At 51.0% G+C, this 1,576-nt stretch carries 1 protein-coding gene; it reads right to left on the bottom strand.

The genetic code is table 11. From position 1 onward, the window contains the following. A partial coding sequence (locus NW820_RS12300; RefSeq protein ID WP_414407632.1) for an RAMP superfamily CRISPR-associated protein occupies positions 1-1,437 on the bottom strand: 1,437 nt, incomplete at its 3' end. Positions 1,438-1,576 lie beyond the last annotated feature (139 nt).

The raw sequence follows: 1,576 nt of genomic DNA, 5'->3' as shown, positions 1-1,576 counted from the left end.
TGAGCTGCCACACCAATCCGGTCGAGGGTTGGCCTTGGTGCTGCACACCCCATGTACAATCTCCATCCAAGCCTTGCGATCCTCTGATTCCCAAATGCTGAAGATACACCCCGTCCCCAGATAAGGCTGACTTAAAACCGGGATCCCATATTGTCCGGCCAAACTTCTGATCTGAACCTTGAGGCTGTCGATCAACGGAGCCAATGGCAAGGGCTTGACATTTCTGAGGGTAAATTGGCTGCCCCGAAAGCCTCGGAAGCTGGTGAGTTGATGCGGGGGTCTTCTCCAGCCAGGGCCAAGTCCGCCCAGTTGTTGGGCCAGGTTCAGCAGATCGCCAATCAAGGGCTGAAATGGCTCATTGCATTCAACTTGGATCCCCCAGGTTTCATGGGCGTCACGGGCAGGTATATTGGCGTAGCCATTGGCCAACCCATCCTCAATACTGAGAGCAGGCAATGGATCCGAGGCTTTGTAGCTACACAGCACCAAATCGGCAGGACAACCCAAACCGCCAAAGATTTTGTTAGTTAGCCTTTCAGTGTTCTGTATTCCCAACAAAGGCAAGGCCAAACGAGTAAACCATCCCCGCAGATTGGCCCGTAAAACTTGCGGACTCCAACGATATTGCCCTTGTTGCGTCACCTGACCACTCTGAACTATGTGCTGCTGGATACAGGGCTTCATCCCTTGCAATTCTATCGTCCATTGCCCCACAGGGATCCGTTCTGCTATCCGTCCAAATCCTGCATGGATCCCACGTCCTAGCCCTTGATGGCGCAACATTTCCTTCATCCGCTGAGTAACCCAGCTTTTCTGCTCTTCGGTCGGGATCTCTTTAAGGGTGATGTTGAGAGCATATTTGGGAGCATTCATGCCTTCTCCGGCAGGGATTTGCCATTGCACACCCAACTTTGGATCCCTTTCATTAAAAACTTGCCAGGGTTGCTGAGGGTTGAGTGGATAAGGCTTGAGGTTAGACTTCTCCAAAAAGAGATTCTCAAACCGAATCTTTTTCGGCAGCCAAGCAGTTCGATTTTCATTCAATAATGTCTGCCAAAAGGCTTGCTCTTTCTCTGGAATCCCGTCCCAATGTTTCCGCAAATAGTGCAACAAGGATCCTCTCACACTTGAGCCAGGGATCCAGGGTATTCCGGCTGCTTGGGCTGGAAGGATCCCACCTTCAGGAAAGCTACCCCCGCCGATTTGTAGGGGGCTGATCAGCTTGAGATCGCCGATGGATATTGTGCGTGGATCTTTAGTTTTGTTGAGGGCAAAGCAGGGCTTTCCATTCCAGGCTTCCGTAATATCTCTATTAGCCCGACTGTCGGTAATGTCGGAGGTTTGGGGGGTATAGCCGCATTCTTTACCGACATGTTTGGGATCTTCTTTTTTCAGTCCATACCAGCGGGGACGTTCAGCAGGTAAAAGTTTGCGCATTGTTTAGGATCCTCCATTGTTTTAATCTGAGACAACCTACGAGAGGACTTTTAGAATTCATAGGGCATTTTAGCCCCCTCACCTTCTGAGAAGGTCCGCGACCGGCAACTCCTACACGTTGCAAGTGGCGAACGGCTTC

The organism is Synechococcus sp. R55.7 (assembly GCF_047461955.1).
Lineage (GTDB): Bacteria > Cyanobacteriota > Cyanobacteriia > Thermostichales > Thermostichaceae > Thermostichus.
This window is presented reverse-complemented; position numbering and strand designations above follow the sequence as displayed.